The sequence below is a fragment of the Achromobacter sp. 1L-A-4-B-C2 genome, assembly GCF_057291955.1.
This window is the reverse complement of the sequence record NZ_JBXAWP010000006.1, coordinates 373,454-398,750: the sequence shown is the minus strand read 5'-3', so window position 1 is coordinate 398,750 and position 25,297 is coordinate 373,454. Positions and strand designations below refer to the sequence as shown.

Sequence of the window (25,297 nt, the reverse complement as noted above, 5' to 3'; positions counted from 1 at the left end):
TAATGAACTTTGTTTCCATGATCTTTGGATGGAATGGCGGCAGCAGCATCGGCACCTTGCCCCTGGATGCGCTGGTCAACGAAACCACCCAGCTCAACAGCCGAACAACGTCATTCGCCGTGGAAGACGGCCCGCCGGTCACCGACCACGTGGGCCAGGATCCCGAGCAACTGACGCTGACAGGGTGGGTGACTGCCGCCGACATCAGCTTGCTGGGCGGCTTTCGCAGCGCGGCCTTGGGCGCCGGCCGGTCAAAGCTGATCGGCGCCAAGGACGCGCTGCGCAAGATCCATGCGGATCGTCTGCCCATCACCATCACGACGGGGATGGACGTCTACGTGGACTTCGTGATGGAAAGCTGCTCCATCGGCCGCACCAACACCGCGGGCGACCGTTACGAGCTGTCCGCCACGTTCAAGCGCATCCGCAAGGTGACGTTGCGGCAGGCGGACATTCCTCCGGAAAAAACCTCGGGCAGCGCGACGGGCAAGGCCGGGTCGACCAAGGCCAACGCGGGCAAGCAAAGCGGCGTGCCCGCCAGCCCGAAGCAACGCGACACTTACAACTCGGCAAAGGGTTTGAACCCATGATCCAGATACTCGTACCGGACGCCAACGACAGCCTTATCGAATTGGAGCTGGACGGCATGACGGTGTTCTTGCGGCTGTCCTGGAACAGCGAGGCCCAGCAATGGGTGCTGTCCATCGAGAACGCGTACAACGAGTTGGTCGTTGCCGGCATCGCCGTGGTGCCGGACACGCGCTTGCTGGCGGGCTACCGCCATCTGCCCGTGCCGCCGGGCGAACTGGTGGCCTTGGCGCCGGACCGCCGCGACACCATCAGCCGGTCGGCGCTGCCGTCGGGCGAAGTGGCGTTGCTGTACGTCAACGCGGCGGAGGTGGTTGATGGCAAGGTTTGATCGCGTCTACCGCCTGCTGGTCGGCAAAAGTGGCGCGCGAGGCCTGGAAATCATGCCCCCGTTGCGCATCACGTTCGATATCGCCAAGACGGCGGCCGAAGAGCCCAACGACGCCAAGATCAGCGTGTACAACCTGGCCGAGCAAACCCGGCGTTCGTTGGAAGAGCCGGGCTTGCAATGCGTGCTGTACGCGGGCTATGCCGAAGAGGGCGGCCCCCTGTTGATGGCATCGGGCAGCATCGTCTTTGCCTATACGCGCTATGGGCCGCCGGACGTCGTGACCGAACTGACGGTCAAGGACGGCTATATCGAAGTGCGCGATACGGCGGTGTCGATCGGGCTTGGCCCGGGGGCGCGCGCCCGCGACATCATCCGCGACATTGCGCGGCAGATGGGCTTGCCGCTGGTCATGGCCGACGATGTGCCCGACCGTCGTTGGGAGCACGGGTTTTCTTTCTACGGCGCGGCGCGCACCGCGCTGCACAAGGTCACGCAAGGGACCGGCCTGGAATGGTCGGTTCAGAACCAGCAATTGCAGGTGGTGCAGCGGCTGGGCACCACGCGGCGCCAAGCCGTTGTACTGGCCGTGGACAGTGGCCTGTTGGGCCAACCCGAACGCACGCGTGAAGCGGCCACTGAAAAGGCGAAGTCGAAAGGAAAGGCGTCGGCACAGGCGGGGGCACGCGCGCCTGCGGCCGGCGCCGTGGCGGCCAAGCCCGCCAGCGCCCAGCAACAGCGCGACGGCTGGAAGGTCAAGTCGCTGTTGCTGCCCACCATCAGCCCCGGCGACCTGGTCAAGCTGGAAAGCCGGTCCGTCCAGGCGTTTCAACGCGTTGAAACCGTGCGTCATACCGGCGATAGCGAAGCCGGTGACTGGCAAACGGAGTTGACCCTGGTGGACACCCAGGCCGCGCCATCCAAAAAGGAACAGACATGAGCAATGCGGTAACCCTTATCCGCCGTCTTATCGCCACGGAATTGGCGGATATCTATACGACGCTGCCCGGCGAAGTGGTCGCGTATGACGGCACGTTCGTCACGGCGCGCCCCACGCTGGCCAAGCGGCTGGCCAATGGCGAAGTGCTGTTGCCGCCCCAGGTGGTGCGCGTGCCGGTGTGTTGGCCGGTGGGCGATGTGCACGGCGCGCAGGCGTTGATCTCGGTGCCGCTTGCGCCGGGCGATGCGATCAAGCTGTCTTTTTCCGCCCGTGCATTGGAAAACTGGCTGGGGGGTGATAACGGTCCGCCGGACGATCCGCGCCAGTTCGATTTGTCTGACGCGTTCGCCTCGCCACTGCTGCGGCCGGGCACGATGGCGGCGGACACACAGAACGTCAGCATCCAGTACGGGCCGGGGACGTTGAAGCTGTCGCCGGCCGGCGACCTGACGTTTCATGTCAAGACCTGGACGGTGCAGGCGGAACAGGCCACCTTCAACACGCCGGTCACGATCAACGGGCCGCTGACCTATACCCAGGGCATGGCGGGCGAGGGCGGCCAGGGCGGCGCGTCGATGCGCATTCGCGGCGGCGTGGCCTATGAAGGCGGCGCGATCACCCATAACGGCACGAACATCGGCGACGCGCACCGTCACCCCTACGCCGGTGGCACGACCCAGGGGCCGCTCTGATGGCACTGGACCTTGCTTTATCCCCCGACCGCGATCTGGACCTGGACCTGCTAGGCCGCGCGTCATTCGTGGATGGCGCCGACCGTATCGCGCAGCAGATCAACACCACCTTGCTCGCCTTCATGGGCGAGTGGTTTCTGGACACGACCTTTGGCGTTCCGTACTTCGAAGACGTCCTGGTGAAGTCGCCCGATCGGTCCGGCATTGAAGCCATCTTCCGTGCGCGCATCCGCGCGGTGCCGGGCGTGACGCAGGTCAGCGCGATGCAGCTGCAACTGGAACGCCAACTGCGCGTGCTACGCGTGACCTACCAGGCCGACACCACCTTCGGGCGACTGGAACGCGTGGTCTTGCTGCAAGCGTCTTAACCCCCTTATTTTTCTCGAGGTAACTATGGCCTACGGTGTCACACCGGACGGGTTCGTCCGACCACGCCTGCCCGAAATCCGCCAGGAAATCGTGGCCGACTTGCGTGCTCGCATGCAATCGGCCGGGTTCAATGGGGCGGTGGAAACCCGCCCGGACAGTATTACCGGCCTGCTGATCGACACCTTCGCGGAACGCGAAGCCACGTTGTGGGAGCAGGCAGAAGGCGTCTACTACGCGATGTATCCGGGCTCGGCGACGGGCGTCTCGCTGGACTGCGCCGTGTCGTTCACCGGCGTGTCGCGCTATCGCGACGAGCCCTCGCGTGCCTATGTGGTGCTGTATGGCGCGGCGGGCACAACGGTGCCGGCCGGTGCGCAAGCGCGGCATCGCGTCAGCCAGAACTTATGGGGGCTGGACAGTGCCGTGCAAATCCTGCCGGGCGCGGCAGCGGATGTGACGCTGCAACCCGCCGTCGCTGCCCAAACCGCCTATACCGTGTCGATCGACGGCGTGGACTATGCCTACACCAGCGGCGTCACGACGAATTTGCCGCAGGTGCTGGCGGGCTTGGTGGCCGCGCTGAATGGCAGCGGGCTGGCGGTGTCCAGCGACGGCGTCTCCGTGCGGCTGCATACGGACGGGCGGCAGGCCGCGTCGTTCGCGTGGTCCCCCGCGTTGTCATTGGTTCGTCTGGGATCGCCCGGCCTGATGACAACGGTGGACGCGTCCGACGAAGGGGCCGACGTAGGCGACCTGAATGGCATCGTGACGCAGGTGGACGGGTGGGACGCCGTCAACAATCTGCAAGCGGGTGTGGCGGGACGCCTGGCGGAAAACGCCGCCCAGCTGCGTGCCCGCTACACCACCGGCCTGTTTCGTCTGGGCGCGGCAACGCTGCCCAGTATTGCGCCCAACGTGCGCGACCGCGTGGCCGGCGTGCGCGTCGTGAAAGTCTTCATGAACAGCACCGACGTGCCGGACGCACAGGGCCGCCCGCCGCACAGCGTGCACGTGGTGGCCGACGGCGGGCTGGATGACGAGGTGGCCGATGCCATCTTTCGCGTGGTGGCGGCGGGCATCGACACCCACGGCCAGCGTCAGGTGGTGGTCAAGGATGAAGAGGGCGCCAACCATCTGATCCGTTTCGACCGGCCTGAACGTGTCTACCTTTGGGTGCGTTGCGCCACGACACTGCTGCCGCCGTCCGAGCAAGCATTTCCGCCCGACGGCTTTCAGCGCATCGCCCAGAGCCTGGCGGCGGTGGGCGAGGGCTTCACCATCGGCGAGGACGTCGTCTTGCAACGGCTTTACGGCGCCATCTTTCGCACGCCTGGGCTGGCGTCCGTGGACCTGGCGCTGGCGTTCTCGACCAACCCGGCCTTCACGCCCGCGCCCTCGGACTTTCGCGCCGCCAACGTGGCGATCCAGGACTTCCAGGTGGCCGCGTTTGACCTGTCGCGCATTGAGGTGACGTGATGGATCTGCATCAGAACCACGGGCAGGTTGCCTGGGGCCATTGGCTGGGCCAGTTTCAAACCAAGCGGCGGTTGGAGGCGCTGGTCAAGGCGCTGCTCAAACCCGCGGACGGGCTGCAAGGCGCGCTGCGGGCGCTGTACGAAGACCGCTGGCTGGACACCGCGGTGGGCAGGCAGTTGGACGGCATTGGCGAGATCGTCGGCTTGCCGCGCGTGATTGATGAAGCGATCTACCTGCAATTTTTCGGGTTTGAAGGGCAGCCTAGCGTGGGAGGCTTCGGCCAGGCGCGCTTTCGCCGCGCCAATGAACGGCCCGTGGCCGGCTCTACCGCGCTGCTGGACGCGGAGTATCGCAAGCTGCTGTATTGGAAGATCGCCTTGAACAACGGGCATGGCACCACGCCGGAGATCGCCCGTTCGCTCAAGCCGATCTTCGATGTGACCCGGGTCGTGGTGCAAAACGCCGGCAACGCAAAGATCCGTATCTGGGTCAGCCGCATTCCCGGCCCCAACGACCCACTGATGGCCAACCCCTACAAGTGGGTGCCCCAAGCCGCCGGCATCGGCGTGCAACTCATCACCGGCTCGACCGACAAGCCCTTCGGCTTTCGCGAGCAAGGTTTCTTTGGCTTTGGCGTCGGCGTGCTGGCGCGAGGGATTTACTGATGGCAGACCCTACTTTTTTCGACCTTTTCAAATCGACCTGGGCACAAAACGGCCTGACGGAAGACATCACCGACCAGCAGTACAAGACCGGTTGGTCGTTCATCGGATCCGTGCCGCCTTCGGTCGAGCAATTCAACAAGGTGCAGCAGACCACCGACGAACGGCTGGCCTGGCTGTACAAGCAGTTGGACGGCCTGGCCGAGGTCACCGGCAGACCGCTGGCGGCCACGAGTTTCGATGCGTTGAGCTACGCGCAACAGAACCTGAACGCCGCGAACCTGAAGACCGGCACGGTGCCGGTGGCGCGTCTGTCCGGCACGGCCACGTCGTTGACGGCGGGTGCGGCGACAAAGCTGGCGACGGCGCGCACCATCGCCGCCACTGGCGACGCCACGGGTACCGGTTCGTTCGACGGGTCCGCCAACCTTTCCCTGGGCCTGACGCTCAGCCCCAGCGGTGTTACGGCCGGCAGCTACGGCAACGCCAACGCGGTGCCGACGTTCACGGTGGACGCCAAGGGCCGCGTGTCCGCCGCCGGCGAAGTCGCCATCGGCAACGCGGCCACCGCAACCAAGCTTGCCTCGGCCCGCACGTTCTCGGTCACGGGTGGCGCAACGGCGGCCGGCGTCAGCTTTGACGGGTCGGGCAACGTGGCGCTGAACGTGACGGCGCTGGACGTCTCGAAGGCATCGGCCGGCACCTTGCCCGTGGCGCGCGGCGGCACGGGTATGGCAACCGTGGCGGCAGGTTCGTACGTGACGGGCGCGGGAACCGGCGCGCTGGTGCCCCGCACCCCAGCGCAGGTGCTGGAAGACATCCAGGCGCTGCCCAAGACGGGCGGCGATATCAGCGGGCCCTTGGTACTGGGCACGGGCGCGGCGATCGGCGCCCAGTACGGAACGAATACCGCGTCAGGACGCACCGCGCATGTCCTGCTGCCGGATGGTGGGGGTTATTCCACGCACACCGGCACCGTGGTTGGCGCGATGAAAATCACGTTGCCCGCTGCGGCGGTCGGCGCGAACACGATGCTGCGTTTGCGGGTGGACGTCTTCGAGTACCTGGACGGCGTGCCGCCGGTGTCGTTGTTGATCCATGGCTACGTGCAAACGACGAAGGCGTGGGCACGCTGCGGCGCGACGGTGCTGGCGGGCAGCGCGGCTTCCGATCTGCCTGTCCGGTTCGGTTCGGACGCGGCGGGCCTTCCATGCATCTGGATCGGCGACACAACCAAGTCCTGGTCATACGCAAGCGTGACCGTGTCGGAAGTGCAAGCCAAATACAACACCTCCGGCGCGTCGGTGGCTGCTTGGGGCGTGGGTTGGAAGGTCGAGCCGGTGACGGCGTTTGAGACCGTGTCTCAAGTTGCGGAAGGCGGCAATCTGGCCTTCGCCCGATCGGATATCCCGCGAGTGAACGGCTTGCAGGCCGCGCTGGACACCCGCATCCCGGCGGTGTCGCTGGCGAACTTGCCAACGACCAACATCGGCCCGGTTCTGGTCGCCGAAGTCGCCGAAGTGTGGATTTGGGTCTCGACCAGTTTCTATACCGGTTACCGCTCCCCGCTTTGCGGCCGACCGCTGGACGGCCACACCGTGGCCCCGTTGCCGAACGAGGTGGACGCGGTGGGCGGCATCCTCCAGAAGTCCGCTTACGCCGCGTTGTGGGGGTACGCGCAGGAAAACGGCCTGGTTCTCACCCAGGCCAATTGGGAAGCGCGCAGGGGCGGCCACTACTTCGTCAACATCGACGCCACCACGTTCCGCGTCCCGGATTTGCGCGACATGTTCCGCCGGTTTACCGGAACTGACGCTGACACTGCAAATGCGAGAACGTTAGGCAGCCGTCAAGGACATGCCTTTCTGGCCCACAGTCATCAGCTTTCATCCCGTTCTATCGCCGTGGGCTCGGGAGGACTGATTGACGTTGCAAGCTCGGCTGCGACGGGCGGCTGGGGGTTGACCACGACGGCTGGAGGGGCCGAAACCAGGCCGGTGAACGCCGCCTACCACCCTCGAATTCACGCGTAATTTAAGTGTGAAGGCGCGGCTGGTATGTGACGTTCACCGGGCGCGTCTCCGCGCCCACCGATGGGTTGATACCGAGGTTGCTGACGCCCGACCTAATGCCGTAAGTCGCGCTGGCAGCGAAGGCCAAACCGGTGGCTGTAATCGAGGACACTTGGTATGAGCTGCCGTCAATATTTATGCCCGGATGCGCGTGCCCTTGCACCTGCTGAGTCTGCCTGCTGCCCAGCACCCTCGCATTTGCAGTGCAACGCACGTTAGGCGTGGATTCTCGGATGGAAGGCGGTATTCAAAGATCGGGTTTCGTCCGACGTGCGTGCGCCGGCCGACAGAGACATAACCACGTCCATGAACCTCAGATAGCCGGCCACTTGACTGACGGAATAGATGGTTCCGACGTCCCGGGTCTTGGTGAACGCGCCGCTTGCTGCCCCGGTAGCTCCGGCGGCAATGTCGAAAAGCGTTCCGGTCACCCGCTGGATGGCGTCGGTCTGCCGGCTTCCCAGCGCTCTCACATTTGCAGTGCAAATTTCATTTCTAAGGAAAACCGATATGCAAAAGGAAGTCTTTCAGACTGACGATGATGGCCTGTACCTGTACAAGTCTGTTGCCAACGAGCTGGTGCTTACGCCCGGTGTGTTCAATATCGCCTATGGCGCATATGTGGACGCGCCACCGGAACCGCCTGCCGGCAAGCGGCCTCGACGCGTAGGGAACGCGTGGGTCATGGTCGAGGATCATCGCACCACGCCGTTATGGGTGGTGGAGACGGGCACCTCGTATTCAATCGGTGCCGAGTATGAAGGCGCCGGCGGCAAGGTGAGCTACCCGGGATGGGGAAAGCTGCCGGCTTGGCTGACGTCCGTCGCTCCGCCGAAACCGGCCGGGCAGGCGTCTGAAAACGCGTAGCCTTTACGCGGCCAGCGGCATGGCCTGCGAATCGATATCGCGTTCCAGGCGCATCTCTTCCAGTTGGCGGCGCCCCAATGGGCTGCGCGTCAGCTTTTGGGCCAGCTCGCGGCCGTGTGGGTGGTAGTAGCGCAGCAGCATCCGCGTGTCCACGTTGCCGTTGACCTTGGCCAGTTCATGGATCTGGAACACCGTGGCAAGCTGCGATGTCCCCTCGTGCCGCAGGTCATGAAACCGCAGGTCGCGGAAATAGGCGCTGTTCGGCCTGCGTCCATGTTGGCGGCACAGATCTTCATAGCGCAAGCGAGCGCGCCTGCGAGCCCGAATGAAGGCGCGCGTGACGGAAGCGGGCTGCATACTGAAAATCCGGCCCCGCAAAGGTTTGCCCGTGACCCACCGCCGCAACGCTTCACGCGCGCGCGGTGTCAGCGGAACGTTACGCGCGCGCCCGTTTTTTGTATGCGGCAGGTGTACCACCCCATGCATAAGATCCAGGTGTTCGCGCAGGATGCCGACGACCTCGGACCGACGCATGCCAGTCTCTTTGGCCACGATGAGGATGGTGGGTAGCTCCATCGACCGCGAGGCGCGGATGATCCATTCCAGTTCCTTGGCGGGACAGTCGTCGTTCGAGACCCCGCGCAAGGTGATGCGCTCGAACAGGCGGCGGTCGCGCGCGTCGTCAACCGCCGGCCGTCGCACCAACTGGACCGGATTGGCCAACTGATCGAAACCCCAGTCTTTTCGGATCACGGTGTACACGTGCGACAGAAACGCCAAGCGCCGGACGACGGTGGCGGGCGCCCTGTCCTTGAGCCATTCGTCTCGCAACTCGGTCAAATCCGAGCTGCGGATCCGGTCGACCGGCCGGATCGCCAAGCGCGTGCCGCGCCAGATACGGGCGATGGATTGCTCTGCGGCCTGCCCCTTCTTGGTAATCGAGACCTCGGCCAGATAACGCGTTAGCGCGTCGGCCAGGGTGGGGGTGGGCTTGCGGCGGGGTTGACGGCGGGACCAGGGTTTCCTGGGCAAAAGGCCCGATTTGAACTCACATCCGATCTTTGCGCTTTGTCCTTTACTACGCCCGCTCGCGGGCATTTTTTCCGTCCCTACAGGAGGCCATCCTGCACACGCTTTTCAGGAGCGCCCCCATCATGGAACCCGGTTCTACCAGCTTAGGCGGGCTTGCCGCCTTAAAGGTCGCGATGGCGTATGGCATTCCCGCCGCCATCGCAGCCATGCTCGGCTTATTGCTTATGCCGCCGCGCACGGTCAGGGAATTCACCGTGCGGACGGTATCCACCGTGGTCTGTTCCTTTCTTTTCGGGCCCGCGCTGGCTGCGGCTGTCATTGCGTGGAAGCCTGCCTTGATGGAGGCCATGACCTGGCTTGCCCATCATGGCGCGGGCACCGACGACGCCTTGCTTGCAAAGTTCTACGTGCTGGGTCCCAGCATGCTGCTTGCGGGCCTGCCGGCGTGGTGGGTGTTGGGCGCCTATATGCGGTGGCTGGCCAGCATGCGCAAGAAGGGCGTGCTGGACTGGCTGGCCGAGGCGCGCGCCAAGATTTTGGGGATGCCGCGCCAAGGGGGAAAAGATCGTGGATCTTGATGCTGTGTTGCAAAAGGCTGTGTTGCCCGCCTTGACGCTGCTTCCGCCCGCGATGGACACGCCGCAGGCCCGCGTTCTCTTGCTGGCCATCGGCTTGCAGGAAAGCCGCTTTCTGCATCGTCGGCAAGTCGGTGGACCGGCCCGTGGCTTCTGGCAGTTCGAGCAAGGCGGTGGCGTGCGGGGCGTGTTGACGCATGCTGTCACTTACGGACCTGCCCGCCGGCTCTGCGCCGAACGCGACGTGGCGGCCACCGCGGGCGCCGTCTACACCGCCCTGGAAGCCGACGACGTGCTTGCCGCCGGCTTTGCGCGTCTGCTCTTGTGGACCGACCCGGGTCGTTTGCCTGACGTGGGCGACGCAGACTCCGCCTGGGCCTTGTACCTGCGCACCTGGCGCCCCGGCAAACCGCATCCGCACACCTGGCCCGCGCTGTATGCCCAAGCCATGGGCGCTATCGGGGGACGGCATGTTCGCGTGGCTTGAACGGTTCAAGACCTTGGCGGTGGCCGCGTTGGCCGCAAGCGCCGTGGTGCTGCTGGCCTATCTGCGAGGGCGCAGCGTGGGCGCGCGCGCTGAACGCCAGGGGCGGGACACGCAAATCAATCGGCAGGCCGACCAGGCTCGGCAGGAGGTAAGGGATGTGCAACATCAAACGGCTGGGATGGACGATGCTGCCATTGCTGACGAGCTTAAGCGTGACTGGGTGCGTGGCGCCCGCCCGGGTGGGCGTTGAATATTGCGAGCACGCGCGGCCCGTCTACTTTGATACGGCGGCGCAGGTGGATGCCACGCCGGCTTCCGTCCGGCGGCAGATCCGGGATGGCAATGCCGTCTGGCGCCAGCTGTGTGGCGGGGCGCCATCATGACCTAGTCCATATTGCGCGTCATGGCTCTGTCCGGCTGGGCCAAGTGGGCGCACGATAGCGGTTCTGAAATGTCTTTACCAGGATGCCATCATGAATGCTCGCCTTGACTATGCCAAAGCTTCGCCCGACGGGTACAAGGCTTTTGGCGCGGTATATGTTTATCTTCAGCACTGCGGCCTGCCGAAAACCTTGATTGATCTGGTGTTTTTGCGGGTGTCGCAGATCAACGGATGCGCCTATTGCATCGACATGCATTCGCGCGACCTGATCAAGCAGGGCGTGACGGTGGACAAGCTGGTGCTGGTGCCGGTGTGGCATGAAGCGGGCGCGGTGTTTACGCGACAGGAACGCGCGGCGTTTGCGTGGGCGGAAAGCGTGACGCGCGTGGCTGATACCGGTGTGCCGGATGAGGACTATGCCGCGGCCGCCGCCGAGTTCAGCGACAAGGAATTGGCGGACCTGACCTATGCCATCGGGCTGATGAATGCCTTCAACCGCCTGGGCGTCTCGTTCAGGGCCACGCCGGCTGCCACGGAGGCGGCTGAGCGGGCGGCGGAATGAAAGGGGGGCGCGATCTGCCGTCAATCCAGATTGATGACGGAAGCGGTGCCCGGCGCATAGCCGTTCGCATCTGCGTCCGCGCCGCTATCGGGCCCGGCTTGATCGGAAGCTTGGCGTTTGGCTTGGGCCGCATCAGCCGGCGCGCCACCTAATTGGCCCGCTTCCAGCACTTTTATCGTGCCATCCACCGTGCCGACAACCAGCGATTGCGCGTCGGCGTCCATGGCGAAGATCAGCGTTGGCAAACCATCGACCCGCACGCGGGCATAGCGCCGCAGCACGCCGGTTTGCGCGTCAATCAGTTGCAGCGAGCCGTCAAGAAAGGCGACTGCGATCAGGTTCAAGGCGGGCATGTGCACGATGGCGCTGGGCGATGCGGGGATGGGGCGCCGCCATAGTTCGCGATCCCGGTCCAAGGGCTTGCGGTAGATAAAGCCGGCGTAGGGCGCGCGCACGTTGGGCGAATAGTGCTTGCCGCCGATGACAAGGCCGGGGCCCAGTGCATCGTCGACGTAGGCGCCGCACAGTTCCATGGCGTGGCTGGCGGCATCGTTGCTGGCTTTTAAAACCGGCCATAGCCGGCGCACGGCGCCATCGGGTTGCACCACGCACAGGGTTTTGCGTTCGTGCGAGCTGGCGGGCGTGCCTTGCAGCAGGAACAGATAGGGCGCGTGGCGGATGCGCAGGTAGTGGTTGAAGCAGTCGTAGTGGCCAAGGTCTGGGCGATGCTCGACGCCGGTCGCCAGGTCCAGCAGCACATCGCGCGCCTGCCCGGGGTGCGCCGTAACGCGGTTTTGGCGGCCCAGGATCCGGCCTTGTTGCGTGGCGGAAAACGTGAATTCGCCGTCATAGGCGCGCGTCAGTGGCAGGCCGGCATTGGTGTTGGCGTTGGCGTCAGCACCGGCGCCGGTGTACGTGTACAGCCGCGCGTCCTGTCTTCCCACGATTTGGCCAGCCGGGCCGCTCTCGACCGCGTGCACCAATACCTGCTTGCCGGATGTGATGATCTCGACGCCGTGGCCCGCGCCGGTGTGGGTGGCCAGGCGGTCGCCGTTGCGGTGGTAGACCTCTAGCTGGCAGCCCTGGTGCACGGCGGCGTAGCGGTCGTGATCCAGCCAGGCCACATCCAGGATGGCACCCCGGTGTGTCCACCTGGCTACGCCGAACCATGCTTGCAAGCGCGCTTCCAGCTCCTGGATATCTGGGGCGCGCAAGGCTTGTGCGCGCAGCTCGGCGGGGACGCTGGAGGCTGCATCCATGTGTAGGTTCAGCGCTTGCGAACCGGAGCAAGGCGCTGGCGCTTGCACGCGGAACAAGGCGTCGAAGGCATCGCAGGCGTCATCGCCGTCGTCCCACGGCCGCACCCATGCTTCGATCTGGTCGCCCGCCGCGTTGTAATGGCATCGCACCACTTCGGGAACCTGGTTGTACAGCTGAACGCCGTGCGTTTCGCGCCAGTCCCAGACGATGAGTTCGCCTTCAAACAAATAGCCGCCGTCGTAGCTGCCGCCGCCAATGGCCACGGTTGTGCCGGCAGGGTGGAACGCCACTTCGTTGACGGGATAGTGCAGGTCATCAAAGGCGGCGAAGGGAACGAGCGAATCGCGGCGGTACAACGCTACCCGATAGCGCAAGGTGCGCCCGCCATAGGCGGCGCGCGCGCGAGGGTGGGCCAGCAGGGCAAACGTGGACGCCACGGCCGCCACATCGCCCGCCGCGTTGAAAAACACACCGTTGATCTTGCCGCCGCCGCGTAGCGCCGGGGCCGTTGATGTTGTCATGGTGCGCGTGTGCAAAAGCTACGAAGGATCGATGCTCGGCACGCCTTGCCGGATCGCTTGAGAGAACCCGGGGGCATCCCCGTGGGCGCGGGCGCGATCGGTGTAGCGACCCCGTTCGCGGTATTGCGCGGCGCTGTCCGCGCCTTGCAGCACGTTCAGGTCAAAGAAGTATTCAGGCAGATATCCAGATGCCAGCTGGCGATAGTCCAGCGGCAGTCCGGGTACGATGCGCCGCGCCATCTGGAACACGATGGTGGTGCAGTTGCCCGTCACGGTGTGATAGAAGCGGGGCGTGTCGCGCAGCCGGTTCGCACTGTCCACATACGCCAGGAATAACGAACGCGCATTGTCCAGCGGCATGTGGATGCGGTACAGGTAGCTGTCTTCGCCTCGCACGTTGGTGCGCACGCGCAAGCTGTCTTCTTCGGTCGAGGCGATCAGGCTTAATTCGTATTGCTTGAAAAAGCCGCCGATCTCGGAAAATTGATCGCCTTCCTTGCGGCGGATTTCCACCGAGAAAACCACGTAGCGATCCTGCCCGAATCCGAACGACACCAAGGCGTGGGCGATGGCGGGGCGGCCCCAGTACGACAGCGCAACGTCCACCGACTCAAGCTCGTCAAGCGCGTAGCGGCGGGTTTCCCATCTGGGGGTGAAGTCGGTGCGGCTGCGCCAGTCGAAGTTGCGCACGTTTTGCAGCGTGACGACGTTGCCATCCACATGCCCCAGGGTTTGCCGTGAGACTTCTGGCATCCACGGCCGGTCGTTCGACGCGCGCAGGCGTGCCCACCATAGCCCCAGCGCCAGCGTGGCCAGCGCAAAGCCATAGCCCGCGGGGCGCCACGTGGGCCAGGCCAACGCGGCCAGGGCCGCGAACGCCAACACCAGCCAGGCCAGCGTCAGCAAGCCCCTTGCCGCGCGGGGCAATGGCGCGCGTATCCACAGCGCCAAGCCGCCCCAGGCGGCGACCAGCGTGATGGTGATGCCAAGCAAAATGGAAGCGGTCATAGGATCTCTAGGCGGTCGAGGCCGCCAGAGTATGGCCGGGCTTGATTTAAGCCGTCAATTGCGCCGGGGAGGTCGGCGCGGGCCCGTCATGGCAACGGGCGGCGGCGGGGCCGATCCGGGACGGGCAACGCCGCAACAGCGGCGCGCGTCCTGGTCGGCAACATCATGAACGCGCCCGGCTTGCGGCCGGCGGTTCTTTTTTGGCGCGCGGTTTAGGCGCGGGTTTCTTGACTTCGGCAGGAGCATCGAACTCCTGTTTGTTGCGCTCACCGCGTGGGGTGTTTTCCGGATGAGGCTTGGGAAAGGCCCAGGGCTTCGTTTTCTGATCCATTGCATGTACTCCTTGCACAGGCGGAACAGTAGCATTAGCCGTGGCTGTGAGTAAGTGAGGGTTGACGTCAATATTCATCACATCGTGATTTTTAAGTAAAAATTTTGGGTTTGGACCGCGTTGGCGTCGGCGATGTTCCCCGTTTGCGACAAGTTGTCGGCAACGAGACCAGACGCCTCTGCATGCGGCGTGCCCAAGTCTGATCGCGTAATGCCGGCCAACGCATCCTGTTTGGAAACGCTACGCGTTCCGGTTCAACGCGTCGTTCCGTTGAGCTGATGGAACGGGCGCGGCGTGTGCGAAGTTGAATCGGTCGTTGTCGGGCTTGTCGCCACGGGCTCGCATCGCGCAAGACGAAGATGCGTTTACGCGCCCCATCCGGGCTGCGGGATTTTACGCAACTTGCGCGGCGCCGCGATCTGATGGCTGGCCGCCACAGATTCGACGGGTTAACCCTGTCAGGGGTTGGTGCTCATCCTTTTTTAATCGCGAAAGCGCGCGGCCCCCCGCGTGTGCGGCGCTACGATGGAAAGCGTGCACATAGGGAGACAACTATGGACACCGCCAAGGATTGGTACGCCGCTGTCCGGGAATGGCAACGCGCCCGCGATGAACTCACCGCGGCCATCGCCGCCATCAAGTGGCCCAGCCCCACGCCCGGGTGCCTGGAAAGCTACGACCGCGCTTACGCGCGCGAAACGCAGGCGCGGGAACGCATGAACCAAGCTTATGAGCGTGTCCGACGATAAGGCTGTCCGCGCGCATCCTGCCGGGGGAGCGCCGAAGTGGCTCTATAAAACAGTGAAGCGATGGACCTGTGCATGGGGCCACGATGGCGTTATGTTGTGTTTTTCCCTGACTACGCCTGGCCCACCATGTACCTGCCATCCGCTTTTCGCGAAGACGACCTTGCCGTCCAGCACGACTTTATCCGCGCCCACCCGTTGGGCGTCGTCATGACCAGCGGCGAGGGGGGCTTGATGGCCAACCACATCCCCTGTCTGCTCTATCCCGAAGGGGACCATGGCGTGCTGCGCCTGCACGTGGCGCGTGCCAACCCGCAGCTTGCGCACCTGGCGGCGGGGCAGGAATGCTTGATTGCGTTTCATGGCGCGCAGGCCTACATCACGCCGTCCTGGTACGCCACCAAGGCGCAGACGCACAAGGTGGTGCCCACGTGGAATTTCGTGGCGGTGCATGTGTGGGGCACGCCGGTTATCCAGGATGATCCCGCCTGGTTGCGCGCGCAGCTGGAAGCGCTGACCGCCAGCCAGGAAAAGGCGCGCGCCGAGCCCTGGAGCGTGGACGAGGCGCCGGCGGATTTCATTGCGGCGCAGATGCGCGCCATCATCGGGATCGAGATCCCAATATCGCGCATCGAGGGCAAATGGAAAGTCAGCCAGAACCGGACGCCCGCCGACCGCGAAGGCGTGGCGGAAGGGCTGGTGAACGAGGCCGGCGACACCGTCATGGCTGCGCTGGTGGCGCGCCGGGGGCCACCGGCCTGATCGTGGCGGGCGGCGCGATTCGCGCCGCCGCATGGCCGCTTCCGGCCGCAAAGCACGCGATGGCCGCCGCCTGCAACAGGGCCGCCGCCGCCAGGAAGCCGACCATGGCGTGTCCGCTTGCGTCGAGCACGGCGCGCAGCAAGCCGAACAGCGCGGGCGCGAAGGCATAGGCGCCTTGCGACAGCGCGACGATCAGCGGCACCACGCGCTGGCTGTCTTCTCGGGCGAATTCCGTTTGCGCGATCAGCGGCGGCAACGACGTGGCATTGCCGATGCCCGACCCGAACAGAATGACGCCCAGCCACACCGCCCACATATGGTCGGCTGCCAGCATCAGCGTCAGCGATCCGCAGATTTGCACGGCATAGGCCGCGCAGGCCACCTTGCGTCGGTCGGTGCCGGCCGGCATCAGCGCGCCAACCAGCATGCGCCCGGCGATGGCGGCCACCGTGGCCAGCCCCATCGCCGCACCGGCCGTCTGCGCGCCCAGCAAGGGCGCCAGCAACGACAGCAGGTGCGCGATCAGCCCTATCTGGGCGAACAGGCCCAACGCCATACCCCCGGCAAGCGTCAGAAAAGCGCGGTCGTGCCACAGGCGCGATACGCGCGGTAACGCGGTAGACGCCGCCGGCGCGGGTGCGTCCGCGCTATCGCCGTCCGGCAGTTGGCCCAGCTGCTGTGGGGTTACCGCGAACACTTTGCGCGACAAGCCCCCGATGACCGCGACCATGGCCACGCCCACCCACAACGCGGCTTGCGCAAAACCGGCTTGCGCGATCAAAAACACCCACAGCGGTGAAAACACAATGCCGCCCACGCTGGCGCCGTTATAGGCCATGCCCAGCGCGGACGGGCGGCGCCGCACGAACCACGGCGCGATCAGCGCATTGACCGCGGCCGCGCCCAGCGCCACCCAGCCCATGCCGCTAAGCACCGCCGCCCCATACAACTGCCATGGCGATGCGGCCACCGACCACCCGGTCACCCCCAAGGCCAGCAGCACCGCGCCGCCGAACGTGGCCCGCGCCACGCCGACGCGGCGGTACAGGCGCGGCAGGTTGGCGACCACGATCGTGCCGCTAAGAAAGTGCAGCGTGACGGCCCCGGACACCAGCGCCACGCTCCAGCCGGTGCGTTGCACCACGGCGTGCAGGAACACGGGCGGCCCGTAAAAGCCAACGCCCCACCCGAAGACGGCCAGCACAAAGGTGGCGGCAAGCACTTTCCAACCGAAGAACGAAGAAGACTTGGGCATGGCTTTTCTGATTTGTCAGGATGTCATGTTGCGATAGGGCGCAGTATGCTTACGCCTTGCACACAACACTTTGGTCCACAGCGAATCATGGAATCCAAGTTCGCCGACATCAATCTTTCCGCGGTGGCCGGTGCCATTGCCGACCCCGCCCGCGCCCGCATGCTGTGCCTGTTGCTGGATGGGCGCGCGCGTACCGCCACCGAACTGGCCGCCGCCGCGGATATCGGCGCATCCACCGCCAGCAGCCATTTCCAGCGCCTGCGTGAACAGGGCCTGGTCGACATGGCCGTGCAGGGCAAGCATCGCTACTATCGGCTGGCCAATGGGGAAGTGGGGCACGCGCTTGAGGCCCTGCTGGTGGTGGCCGGCGCCGACCGCGTGCCTTTCAAGCCCAACACGCCGACCGCGCTGCGTGACGCGCGCACCTGCTACGACCACATGGCGGGCACGCTGGCCGTGCGCGTCCATGACGCCATGGTGGCCCGCCAATGGCTGGCCCAGGACGGCCGCGATTACGTGCTGACGCCGCTGGGCGAAGCGTCGATGGCGCAGATTGGCGTTGACGTTGCCCAGGCACGCCAGCGCCGCCGGCGTTTCGCCTGCGCTTGCCTGGACTGGAGCGAGCGTCGATCCCACCTGGGCGGCGCGCTGGGCGCGGCGCTGCTGGACGCCCTGATGCAGCGCGGCTGGATCACCAAGGATCTGGACTCGCGCGCGCTGTCCGTCACGCGCAAGGGCGCACGCCAATTTCCGGCGTTCTTCGGCATGCCCAACGCGTATGCGGACGACGGCCTGATGCAGGGGGACGCGCATGCGGCGGCTTGATCGGAAGGCAATGGCGCGCTCAGCGGCGATGTCTTTGACATCTTCATTCCCGCGCCGTCCATCGCTTGCATCGCGCACGTCCCCCTCGATTCGCACCGCTCGAAGGCGGTGCTTTGAACACAGCCATTCCCGCCGCGAATGCGGCTTTTTTTTCGTCGGCCGTGGACGGGGCTCGGTGTGTGAAGCAGCCCGTCTTCAAGCCGTGTTGAACATTATTCCCTCGACCTTTTTTTCCCATTAGTCTTATCAACGTTTTTCAGGAGGTGGCCTTGCCTACCCTGGCGCTGCGCGCAATCTGCTCTCCCGCCCGCTTGATCTCAGAGCTACGCATCGACGTCAATCACGCTCCCCAGGAAGTCCAGAACGAACTGGACGCCATTCATCAACGGATGCAGCGGCCGTCGGACCGCCTGTACGCGTTGCCGGAGGTGCATACCGACATTCCCGGCCTGGTGCTGCGTTATCGCGAAGCGGATGGCGAGTACTACGTGTACGTGGTGGATACGCGGCGCGACCGCGTGGCCGGCTATACCGTCTTCAACCGGCTGATCGAAGTGGGCAAGCGGGCCGACCCCTACGTGCGCGCGCCGCATTCAAAGTACGCGCCGGCGTATCAGGGAATGGGTCTGGCCACCGCCGTGTACCGCTGGGCGCTGGATGCCGGCCTGTGCATCATCAGCGGCGCCCGCCAGTCGGTGGGGGCGCATCGCCTGTGGATGGGGCTGGCGCGGGACTACGAACTGGGGTTTGTAGACCTGCGCAAAAAGCAGCTTAGCTATCTGGGCAAGGCCGTTTCGCAGCGCGTGCAGGAAGACTTGCACACCCGCATGATCCTGCTGGGACGCGGCTGGGCGCTGCCGGAATACATGCGGCTGACGGGCATGATTTCGGCCAAAGAGGCGATTTCGCAACACGACCTAGGGTAATCCCCGTAATGGCTTTGCCGGGGGGCGGCACGCAAAAGCGCCGCCCTTTCAAAACCCGCGCCCCGCTTGCCGTTGCGCCGATCGCGTCAATTCTTCGACCGCTGCCGCAGAAACGGGGACGCAATTATTGCTCTGCAACAATGTTTCTATTGGCTGCCGAGGTTACAAAACATATCCGGACTGTCATCAATGCCGGGGTATGCTGATTCGCAGAACGAGGGCATCCGAAAGTGCATCAGAACAATTTGATCTACAAGGGATACCGGCTCACGGCCAAGGTGTCCCGGGGCGAGGACGCTGACATTTCAGCGTTGCAAAGCGGCCCCGTATTCATCGCATCGGTCATGGTGGTTCAGGCCGGCGCCGTGCTTGAAGGTGGCGACGAATACCCGGTTCCGCGCTTTGCGGACGGCGGATTCGTCTATAGCCCCCGCGAAGCCGTGCACGCGGCCATTACGCATGGCCGCGAAATCGTCGACGGCCTGACGAACATGCCGTCCTAGCCGGAAAAGACTTCCCGCCAATCGCGCGTCTTGGCCAGCGTCTGCACCGTTGCGGACTGCTCCAGGATGGTCACGGCCTTCTTGAATTCCTCGGCCGTGGCGCCGTCTTCCAGGATGACCATGCGCGAATTGCGCGCGTCAGCCATCTTTACGTCCGACATCTTTCCGTGGGTTTGATAGACCTGCGTCCAGTCCATTTTCTTGCCGGCCTTCAGTGCAATCGGCTCGATATAGGTCAGCGCCGTGCTGCCCGCCGCACGCACGGCGAAAGCGAAGTCGGCGGTGTGGCCGCTGCTGCCCTTGGCGCGCGCTCCCTTGACCATGCGATTCACGCCCACGCCCTCGGCCAGCGCGCGGCCCACCTGGGCACGAAAGCGCAACTGGCTGAAGCGGGGCATCCACTTGGCGCATTGGAACGACAGCGCCATCGCCAGCTTCACCGCGTCCCACAACGCTTCCTGCAATTGCTCGTTCGGGCCGGTCGCCACAATGGCGCCGTCGCGGTCGAAATGCGCCAGGCTGACGCCGGGCGTTTCATTCAGCATGTCGATGCGCTTGGGGCCGATTTCGATGCCGTAGCTGGACGCGTGCATCGAGGTCTCACAGGCGTCGGTCAGGTAGAACGTGGCGTCGTCCGGGTGCGCGATGAAGAAGGCGGCGTGCTGGCCATCCAGCCCCAACGTCATGGGGGCGACGGCGCGTATGGCGTGTTCACCGGCCGGCAGGACGGTCCAGCCGGAGGCTTCCAGAAAATTGCTCATAGGATCAGTTCGATTTGGCGGCCTTTAAGGGGATGCGCAAAACCGCCGACTAGCGTGAGGTTCGCCCGCGGCAGGAAATACTGCATCAGCGCGCCGATGGTGTGCAGGGCAGGCACGATGGGCTCGGCATAGCCTTCGCCTTCGTCCACCCAGATATGTTCATGGCTGCGGTCCGCAAGCGGCTTGCGAAAATGCGGGCGGCCTTCGCCCACCAGGCTGGTATGGAATGAGTCATCGGTATCGACGCCGAACACGCGATGCGGGCCGACGAACAGGCTGGCGCAAAACGCTTCAGTGAGGAAGATCGTGGCTTGGCCGTGCACGACGGTACGCGCGCCCCGATAGGTCACGCGAAAGATCACGTCATCGCGCGCGTCGCCCTTGACCTTGCATGGGCTTGCGAATTCCATCCACTGGATGTTGTTGGCCGCGGGCTTGGGGATCCAGGAGATCGGTTTTACGGTTTCCTTGGGTTCGGCAAGAATCTCTTGCACCTCATCAACGGTAATTAACGGTTCGAACTTGTTGGCCATAAAACGAATCTAGGGTCTTTGAATTGCGCTACCAATGCGCTCTGCCGCTTGCGTCGCGGCGCAGGCAATGCGTGCGTGCAAACAGGGCGAGGGGGCGTAATCTTACAAGATGGAGTCAGTGCAAACCCGCAAGCTGTATGGATATACAGCTTGCGTGCCGGGCGCGATGCCCGGTTTCAGCGCCTGGCTACAGCGCGCTGGCCCCGAAGGTGTCGCACTGCTTGATGCTGCCGCTTTCCAGGCCGCGCTTGAACCAGCGCACACGCTGGGCCGACGAGCCATGGGTGAAGGAGTCGGGCACGGCATAGCCTTGCGCCTGCTTTTGCAAGCGGTCGTCGCCGATGGCGGTGGCCGCGCCCAGCGCCTCTTCGACGTCGCCGCCTTCCAGGATGTTGCGTGCCGCGTTGGCCCGCTGCGCCCACAAGCCGGCAAAGCAGTCGGCTTGCAACTCCATGCGCACCGACAAGGCGTTGGCCTGCGAGGGGTTGCGCCGGCGCAGCTGGTCGACCTGATCCGAAATGCCCAGCAGGTGCTGCACGTGGTGGCCGACTTCGTGCGCGATCACATAGGCTTGCGCGAAATCGCCTGGGGCCTTGAAGCGGTTTTGCAGTTCATCGAAGAACGCCAGGTCGATATACACCTTGCTGTCGCCGGGGCAGTAGAAGGGGCCCATCGCCGATTGGCCCGTGCCGCACGCCGTGGGCGTTGCGCCGCGAAACAGCACCAGCTTGGGCGCGACGTATTGGCGGTTCAAATCCTTTTGGAAGACGGCGGCCCAGGTGTCTTCGGTTTCGCCAAGCACCTTGGCCACGAAGCGCGCTTGCGGGTCGTTGACGGGAGGCTTGGTCGCGGGGGCTTCTTGCGTGGTGGCCGGGCCTTCGGCCATTTGCAGGACGACGCTGGGGTCGACGCCAAAATACATGGCCACCAAGGCAAGTACTATCGTACCGATGCCGATGGTTCCACGACCGCCGATACGGGGACCGCTGGCACGTCGGTCTTCCACATTGTCGCTTTCGCGCGAGTCATCGAGGCGCATACTGTTTCTCCGGGCGGGTCGGCGTTCCCGCCATTTTGCATCGCCGCGCTTTACTGGGCGGCATTCAAGAGTGTTAGGATAAACCCATGGCTCTGTATTTATCTATTCATCCTGCGAATCCTCAACCTCGCCTGCTCAAGCAGGCAGCCCAATGGCTGAACGATGGGGGCCTTGTGGCCGTACCCACCGATTCCAGCTACGCCGTTGTCGCACGGCTGGACGACAAGGACGCCGCGGACGGCTTGCGCCGGCTACGCGGTCTGGACGAAAGACATCACCTGACTTTGCTGTGCCGCGACCTGGCTGAAATCGGCCATTTCGCGCGCGTCGACAACAAGCAATATCGCTTGCTGAAGGCCGCCACGCCGGGTCCGTGGACCTTCATTCTGGAAGCCACCAAGGAAGTGCCGCGACGTGTCTCGCATCCGTCGCGCAAGACGATCGGCATACGCGTGCCCGATCACGCCGTGATGCTTGGCCTGCTCGAGCAAGTCGGCGCGCCGCTGTTGTCCACCACGTTGATCCCCAAGGACGAAACCGAGGCCCTGAACGATGCCGAGGCCATCCGCGAACGCTACGATCATCAGCTGGCCGCCATCATCGACGCCGGCGCGTGCGCGCAGTCCCCCACCACCGTCATTGACCTCACCAGCGACGATCCCGTCGTGGTGCGCGTGGGCCGCGGCGACCCGGCCACGCTTGGCCTTGCCTGATTCCCCTTTTACTGTTTTGCCCTTGCGTGCCGGCCCCCGCCGGCACGCGGCTCATCTACAATCCGGTTCGCCATGAACGACATCATCCAAACCATTGCGGTCTACGCGATACCGGTCATTTTCGCCATCACGCTGCACGAGGCCGCGCACGGCTACGTGGCTCGCATGTTCGGCGACCCCACGGCCTATGAAGCCGGCCGTGTCAGCCTGAATCCCGCCCGGCACATCGATCCGATCGGCACGCTGCTGGTGCCGATGGCAATTCTTCTGGCGTCCAAACTGCTGGGCAGCCCCGGCATGTTGTTCGGCTGGGCCAAGCCCGTGCCGGTCGATTTCGGGCGCCTGCGCCGCCCCAAGCGCGACATGCTCTGGGTGGCGCTGGCCGGTCCCGCCGCCAACCTTTTCATGGCGATTTTGTGGGCCTTTTCGCTGCGGCTGATGCTGGAATCCGGCATGCAGGAATCGTTCTGGTTCCAGATGGGCGTGGCGGGCGTGAACATCAACCTGGTGCTGATGGCGCTGAACCTGCTGCCCATCCTGCCGCTGGATGGGGGACGTATCCTGTTCAGCCTGCTGCCGAACCGTCTGGCCTGGCAATACTCAAAAATAGAGCCGTATGGGCTGGTCATCGTGATCGTCCTGCTGGTCACGGATGTGCTGTGGCTTTTGATGCGCCCGGTGTATGAACTTGGAACGACTATCGTCCAGTGGTTTCTGTAGGATTTCATCCAATATCCGTTAAACTCAGCGGTTTCTTTGATTCTGGCCCTGGGGCATCCTGCCGCGGGGCGTTGGAGCCCTACATTTATGGCATCCCCTGCATCCGCCGCAGGCGTTAATTTCCAGGGCAGCTTGGTGGCCCTGGTCACTCCCATGCAGCCCGACGGCAGCCTGGACTACGCTGCCTACCGGTCATTGATCGACTGGCACGTCCAGGAAGGAACCGACGCACTCGTGGTGGTGGGCACCACCGGGGAGTCGCCCACGGTTTCCATGGAAGAACACGCGGAGCTGATTCGCGTAGCGGTGGAACATGCCGCGGGCCGCATCCCGGTCATCGCCGGCGTGGGCGCCAACTCCACCGACGAAGCCATCCACCTGACCAACCACGCCAAGGCCGTGGGCGCGCAGGCCGGCCTGTCGGTCGTTCCTTACTACAACAAGCCCTCGCAAGAGGGCTTGTACCGTCACTTCCGCGCGATCGCGGAAGCCGTCGACCTGCCGACCATCCTGTACAACGTGCCCGGCCGCACCGTGGCCGACATGACCAATGAAACGGTCCTGCGCCTGGCGCAGGTGCCCGGCATCATCGGCATCAAGGACGCCACCGGCGACATCGCGCGCGGCGGCTTGCTGCTGCGTGAAGCGCCGGACACGTTCCAGGTTTTCAGCGGCGACGACCCCACTGCCGCCGCCCTGATCCTGCTGGGCGCGCGCGGCAATATCTCCGTGACCGCCAACGTGGCGCCCAAGCTCATGCGCGACCTCTGTGCCGCCGCATTGGCGGGCGACGTGCCCAAGGTGCGTGAACTTAATGCCTATCTGGCGCGTCTGAACAAGGCTTTGTTTGTTGAAGCCAATCCCATCCCCGTCAAGTGGGCGCTGGCCGAAATGGGCCGCAGCGCACTGGGCTACCGGCTTCCGCTGGTTGAACTGGGTACGCAGAACCACGAAGTCGTGCGTCGCGCGCTCCAGGAAACGGGTCTGCTCTAAATATCGTGAGGATACGTATGAACAAACGTCATGCCGGTTTGTCGGCATTGATGTCTCTGGTGTTATTGGCCGGCTGCAGCGAGGTCAATCAATTCCTGGGCAATGAAGAATCCGTCAACTACAAGAGCGCCGTCACCCAGCGTGGAGAGCCTCTGAGCATCCCGCCGGATCTGACTCAGGCCAACAGCGACCCGCGTTATCGCGCGCCCGCTTCGGGCTCGACGACGTACTCGCAGTTTCAGCAGCAGGGCCAGGCGCAAGCCACCGCGCCCAAGACCAGCAACGTGCTGCCCGGCCGCCAGGACATGCGTGTCGAACGCGACGGCGACCTGCGCTGGCTCGTCGTTGACCGCGCGCCGGAAGACGTCTTTCCGCGTCTGGTCGACTTCTGGACCGAAAACGGCTTCACCGTGGCCAGCAACAACCCGTCGGCCGGCCTGATCGAAACCGACTGGGCGGAAAACCGCGCCAAGATTCCGGAAAGCTGGTTGCGCCAGGCATTGGGCGCCGTGCTGGAATCGGCCTGGGATAGCGGCGAACGTGAAAAATTCCGTACCCGCGTCGAACGCGTGAACGGCCACACCGAGGTCTACGTCAGCCATCGCCAGATGCTTGAAAAGCGCGTCGGTTCCGACGGCGGCCAGGTGCAGTGGCAGAACGGCAAGGAAGACCCGGGCCTGAACGCCGCCATGCTGGCGCGCATGATGGTCTACCTGGGTTCCGACGTGGACAACGCCCGCAAGCTGGTGCAGCAGGCCGAAGCCTCGCCGCAAAAGCCGGCCGTGCAGGAAGACGTCCGTTCCCAAGGCGCCTCGTTGCTGGTGGCTGAATCGTTCGACCGCGCTTGGCGCCGTGTCGGCGTGGCCCTGGACGGCGGCGGCTTTGCCGTCGACGACCGCGACCGCTCCACGGGCGACTACTTCGTGCGCTACGTCGATACCGACACCGGCGAAAAGAACGAGCAGCCGGGCTTCTTCAGCCGCATGTTCTCGGGCGACAAGAAGTCCGGAGCGCCGCAGTTCCGCATCCACCTGGCCGCCACGGGCGACCAGACCACGGTGACGGTGCTGGACGCCAACGGTGCGCGCGACAGCAGCGCTACCGCCCAACGCCTGCTGAGCGTGCTGAAGGACAAGATGTAATCAGGCGATCTCGGCCGGTGCCATGCGCGCCGGCCGGCAATGCCCAAGGCCCCCGGATGGGGGCCTTTTCTTTGCAGCGCCGCCCTGGTTGGGGACGGACGGATCAGCCGATGCCTTTGATGGGCAGGGCATCGTCGCTGTGCACGGCTCTTTCCCACCCCGCATCGCGCCCAGACGCAAAAAAGCCCCGGCAACTTCTTGCCGGGGCTTTTTTGCGTCTTCAGAGC

At 64.6% G+C, this 25,297-nt stretch carries 30 protein-coding genes; 22 read left to right on the top strand and 8 right to left on the bottom strand.

Features of this window, described 5'->3' with window-relative positions; translation table 11 throughout:
- Window positions 1–2: 2 nt before the first annotated feature.
- The 9 genes from AC0Z35_RS26930 (at window position 3) to AC0Z35_RS26890 (ending at window position 7,994) form a co-directional block, all read left to right on the top strand.
- The gene (locus tag AC0Z35_RS26930; protein ID WP_104144028.1) at window positions 3–590 is read left to right on the top strand and encodes a phage baseplate protein; all 588 of its coding nucleotides are present in this window, start codon (window positions 3–5) and stop codon (window positions 588–590) included.
- Window positions 587–919, top strand: a complete 333-nt coding sequence (locus tag AC0Z35_RS26925; protein WP_046805979.1) for a phage baseplate plug family protein — start codon at window positions 587–589, stop codon at window positions 917–919. The genes AC0Z35_RS26930 and AC0Z35_RS26925 overlap by 4 nt, the downstream gene beginning before the upstream one ends.
- On the top strand, window positions 906–1,856 hold the full coding sequence (locus AC0Z35_RS26920; protein ID WP_104144027.1) for a phage protein: 951 nt from the start codon (window positions 906–908) through the stop codon (window positions 1,854–1,856). The genes AC0Z35_RS26925 and AC0Z35_RS26920 overlap by 14 nt, the downstream gene beginning before the upstream one ends.
- A complete protein-coding gene (locus AC0Z35_RS26915) occupies window positions 1,853–2,548 on the top strand; it encodes a Gp138 family membrane-puncturing spike protein (protein ID WP_104144026.1) in 696 nt (231 codons plus the stop codon). The genes AC0Z35_RS26920 and AC0Z35_RS26915 overlap by 4 nt, the downstream gene beginning before the upstream one ends.
- Complete coding sequence (locus AC0Z35_RS26910; RefSeq protein WP_104144025.1) at window positions 2,548–2,916, top strand: contractile injection system sheath initiator; 369 nt, start codon at window positions 2,548–2,550, stop codon at window positions 2,914–2,916. Before AC0Z35_RS26915 ends, AC0Z35_RS26910 begins: the two co-directional genes overlap by 1 nt.
- Before the next feature lie 25 nt (window positions 2,917–2,941).
- Window positions 2,942–4,393 carry a hypothetical protein gene (locus AC0Z35_RS26905; RefSeq protein WP_485133150.1) on the top strand — a complete coding sequence of 484 codons (1,452 nt, stop codon included), beginning with the start codon at window positions 2,942–2,944 and terminating at the stop codon, window positions 4,391–4,393.
- Complete coding sequence (locus tag AC0Z35_RS26900; RefSeq protein ID WP_046805974.1) at window positions 4,393–5,058, top strand: baseplate wedge 1 family protein; 666 nt, start codon at window positions 4,393–4,395, stop codon at window positions 5,056–5,058. Before AC0Z35_RS26905 ends, AC0Z35_RS26900 begins: the two co-directional genes overlap by 1 nt.
- Complete coding sequence (locus tag AC0Z35_RS26895; protein WP_485133151.1) at window positions 5,058–7,088, top strand: hypothetical protein; 2,031 nt, start codon at window positions 5,058–5,060, stop codon at window positions 7,086–7,088. Before AC0Z35_RS26900 ends, AC0Z35_RS26895 begins: the two co-directional genes overlap by 1 nt.
- Before the next feature lie 549 nt (window positions 7,089–7,637).
- Complete coding sequence (locus AC0Z35_RS26890; protein WP_485133152.1) at window positions 7,638–7,994, top strand: phage tail protein; 357 nt, start codon at window positions 7,638–7,640, stop codon at window positions 7,992–7,994.
- 3 nt (window positions 7,995–7,997) lie between these two features.
- Here the strand turns inward: AC0Z35_RS26890 and AC0Z35_RS26885 are convergent, their stop codons facing one another.
- The gene (locus tag AC0Z35_RS26885; RefSeq protein ID WP_485133322.1) at window positions 7,998–9,092 is read right to left on the bottom strand and encodes a tyrosine-type recombinase/integrase; all 1,095 of its coding nucleotides are present in this window, start codon (window positions 9,090–9,092) and stop codon (window positions 7,998–8,000) included.
- Between the two features lie 56 nt (window positions 9,093–9,148).
- Between AC0Z35_RS26885 and AC0Z35_RS26880 the strand changes: the two genes are divergently transcribed.
- The 4 genes from AC0Z35_RS26880 (at window position 9,149) to AC0Z35_RS26865 (ending at window position 11,032) form a co-directional block, all read left to right on the top strand.
- Window positions 9,149–9,604 (top strand): hypothetical protein, encoded by a 456-nt coding sequence (locus AC0Z35_RS26880; RefSeq protein WP_485133154.1) that lies wholly within the window; start codon window positions 9,149–9,151, stop codon window positions 9,602–9,604.
- A complete protein-coding gene (locus AC0Z35_RS26875; protein ID WP_485133155.1) occupies window positions 9,594–10,088 on the top strand; it encodes a hypothetical protein in 495 nt (164 codons plus the stop codon). The genes AC0Z35_RS26880 and AC0Z35_RS26875 overlap by 11 nt, the downstream gene beginning before the upstream one ends.
- Window positions 10,072–10,338 (top strand): hypothetical protein, encoded by a 267-nt coding sequence (locus tag AC0Z35_RS26870; RefSeq protein WP_046805968.1) that lies wholly within the window; start codon window positions 10,072–10,074, stop codon window positions 10,336–10,338. The genes AC0Z35_RS26875 and AC0Z35_RS26870 overlap by 17 nt, the downstream gene beginning before the upstream one ends.
- Window positions 10,339–10,561: 223 nt before the next feature.
- Complete coding sequence (locus AC0Z35_RS26865) at window positions 10,562–11,032, top strand: carboxymuconolactone decarboxylase family protein (protein WP_485133156.1); 471 nt, start codon at window positions 10,562–10,564, stop codon at window positions 11,030–11,032.
- Window positions 11,033–11,052: 20 nt separating this feature from the next.
- Here AC0Z35_RS26865 and AC0Z35_RS26860 read toward each other — a convergent pair whose 3' ends face one another.
- From AC0Z35_RS26860 to AC0Z35_RS26850, 3 genes are all read right to left on the bottom strand, one after another.
- Entirely contained in the window at window positions 11,053–12,813 is a 1,761-nt protein-coding gene (locus tag AC0Z35_RS26860; protein ID WP_485133157.1) for a hypothetical protein, read from the bottom strand.
- An 18-nt stretch (window positions 12,814–12,831) separates the two neighbouring features.
- Complete coding sequence (locus AC0Z35_RS26855; protein ID WP_485133158.1) at window positions 12,832–13,821, bottom strand: Lnb N-terminal periplasmic domain-containing protein; 990 nt, start codon at window positions 13,819–13,821, stop codon at window positions 12,832–12,834.
- Window positions 13,822–13,984: 163 nt separating this feature from the next.
- Window positions 13,985–14,152: a hypothetical protein gene (locus tag AC0Z35_RS26850; RefSeq protein ID WP_162941244.1), complete on the bottom strand. Its 168-nt coding sequence runs from the start codon at window positions 14,150–14,152 to the stop codon at window positions 13,985–13,987.
- 554 nt (window positions 14,153–14,706) lie between these two features.
- On the opposite strand from AC0Z35_RS26850, the gene AC0Z35_RS26845 reads away from it, so the two are divergent.
- On the top strand, window positions 14,707–14,901 hold the full coding sequence (locus AC0Z35_RS26845; protein WP_046805965.1) for a hypothetical protein: 195 nt from the start codon (window positions 14,707–14,709) through the stop codon (window positions 14,899–14,901).
- A gap of 126 nt (window positions 14,902–15,027) precedes the next feature.
- The gene (locus AC0Z35_RS26840; RefSeq protein WP_485133290.1) at window positions 15,028–15,660 is read left to right on the top strand and encodes an FMN-binding negative transcriptional regulator; all 633 of its coding nucleotides are present in this window, start codon (window positions 15,028–15,030) and stop codon (window positions 15,658–15,660) included.
- On the opposite strand, the gene AC0Z35_RS26835 is transcribed toward AC0Z35_RS26840, so the two are convergent.
- Window positions 15,620–16,915, bottom strand: a complete 1,296-nt coding sequence (locus AC0Z35_RS26835; RefSeq protein WP_485133159.1) for an MFS transporter — start codon at window positions 16,913–16,915, stop codon at window positions 15,620–15,622. The genes AC0Z35_RS26840 and AC0Z35_RS26835 overlap by 41 nt on opposite strands.
- Before the next feature lie 87 nt (window positions 16,916–17,002).
- Here AC0Z35_RS26835 and AC0Z35_RS26830 point away from each other — a divergent pair, with 87 nt between their 5' ends.
- From AC0Z35_RS26830 to AC0Z35_RS26820, 3 genes are all read left to right on the top strand, one after another.
- On the top strand, window positions 17,003–17,740 hold the full coding sequence (locus AC0Z35_RS26830) for an ArsR/SmtB family transcription factor (RefSeq protein WP_485133160.1): 738 nt from the start codon (window positions 17,003–17,005) through the stop codon (window positions 17,738–17,740).
- 269 nt (window positions 17,741–18,009) lie between these two features.
- A complete protein-coding gene (locus tag AC0Z35_RS26825; RefSeq protein ID WP_485133161.1) occupies window positions 18,010–18,666 on the top strand; it encodes an N-acetyltransferase in 657 nt (218 codons plus the stop codon).
- Window positions 18,667–18,896: 230 nt separating this feature from the next.
- On the top strand, window positions 18,897–19,169 hold the full coding sequence (locus tag AC0Z35_RS26820; RefSeq protein ID WP_046805962.1) for a hypothetical protein: 273 nt from the start codon (window positions 18,897–18,899) through the stop codon (window positions 19,167–19,169).
- On the opposite strand, the gene AC0Z35_RS26815 is transcribed toward AC0Z35_RS26820, so the two are convergent.
- The 3 genes from AC0Z35_RS26815 to ypfJ all read right to left on the bottom strand — a co-directional run bounded on the left by AC0Z35_RS26815 (window position 19,166) and on the right by ypfJ (window position 21,502).
- The gene (locus AC0Z35_RS26815) at window positions 19,166–19,930 is read right to left on the bottom strand and encodes a hypothetical protein (protein ID WP_046805961.1); all 765 of its coding nucleotides are present in this window, start codon (window positions 19,928–19,930) and stop codon (window positions 19,166–19,168) included. The two genes, AC0Z35_RS26820 and AC0Z35_RS26815, sit on opposite strands and share 4 nt — an antisense overlap.
- A complete protein-coding gene (locus AC0Z35_RS26810; RefSeq protein ID WP_046805960.1) occupies window positions 19,927–20,463 on the bottom strand; it encodes a hypothetical protein in 537 nt (178 codons plus the stop codon). Before AC0Z35_RS26810 ends, AC0Z35_RS26815 begins: the two co-directional genes overlap by 4 nt.
- 187 nt (window positions 20,464–20,650) lie before the next feature.
- A complete protein-coding gene (ypfJ, locus tag AC0Z35_RS26805; protein WP_046805959.1) occupies window positions 20,651–21,502 on the bottom strand; it encodes a KPN_02809 family neutral zinc metallopeptidase in 852 nt (283 codons plus the stop codon).
- Between the two features lie 86 nt (window positions 21,503–21,588).
- On the opposite strand from ypfJ, the gene AC0Z35_RS26800 reads away from it, so the two are divergent.
- The 4 genes from AC0Z35_RS26800 (at window position 21,589) to bamC (ending at window position 25,070) form a co-directional block, all read left to right on the top strand.
- Entirely contained in the window at window positions 21,589–22,215 is a 627-nt protein-coding gene (locus AC0Z35_RS26800; protein ID WP_046805958.1) for an L-threonylcarbamoyladenylate synthase, read from the top strand.
- Between the two features lie 72 nt (window positions 22,216–22,287).
- Window positions 22,288–22,935: a site-2 protease family protein gene (locus tag AC0Z35_RS26795; RefSeq protein WP_046805957.1), complete on the top strand. Its 648-nt coding sequence runs from the start codon at window positions 22,288–22,290 to the stop codon at window positions 22,933–22,935.
- 87 nt (window positions 22,936–23,022) lie between these two features.
- Window positions 23,023–23,928 carry a 4-hydroxy-tetrahydrodipicolinate synthase gene (gene dapA / locus AC0Z35_RS26790; protein ID WP_046805956.1) on the top strand — a complete coding sequence of 302 codons (906 nt, stop codon included), beginning with the start codon at window positions 23,023–23,025 and terminating at the stop codon, window positions 23,926–23,928.
- A gap of 17 nt (window positions 23,929–23,945) precedes the next feature.
- Entirely contained in the window at window positions 23,946–25,070 is a 1,125-nt protein-coding gene (gene bamC, locus AC0Z35_RS26785) for an outer membrane protein assembly factor BamC (protein ID WP_485133162.1), read from the top strand.
- The last annotated feature ends 227 nt before the right edge of the window (window positions 25,071–25,297 follow it).